Raw genomic sequence first — 393 nt, forward strand, 5'->3', positions numbered from 1 at the left:
AGAAAAGTAACGAGCAGAAAAAACCTCTACAGGCTTGTAGCTCAGGTGGTTAGAGCGCACCCCTGATAAGGGTGAGGTCGGTGGTTCAAGTCCACTCAGGCCTACCAAATTTCTCCTCATGCTGTGTTAAAGCGCCGCTCGTATAGTCAGCTATACGTCGCGACCCTTTGCCTTGCCTGAGAAGAAATTAGCATTCTTCGTGAGAAGGATGTGACTCCTGGTGAGTGGTAGTAGATGGTCTCTGCAGTAACTGTATGGGGCTATAGCTCAGCTGGGAGAGCGCCTGCCTTGCACGCAGGAGGTCAGCGGTTCGATCCCGCTTAGCTCCACCATTACAGTGACTCAAAACAATACTTCAGAGTGTATCGGCAACGGTGTGCTGCGAAGTATTAT

General features: G+C 50.6%; 2 tRNA genes. Both read left to right on the top strand.

The features are described from left to right. Positions 1–30: 30 nt before the first annotated feature. Positions 31–107: transfer RNA gene (locus PSSD_RS26045), tRNA-Ile, on the top strand. Between the two features lie 149 nt (positions 108–256). Next, positions 257–332: transfer RNA gene (locus PSSD_RS26050), tRNA-Ala, on the top strand. Positions 333–393: the final 61 nt, after the last annotated feature.

This window comes from Type-D symbiont of Plautia stali (assembly GCF_001485335.1).
GTDB classification, from domain to species: domain Bacteria; phylum Pseudomonadota; class Gammaproteobacteria; order Enterobacterales; family Enterobacteriaceae; genus Pantoea; species Pantoea vagans_C.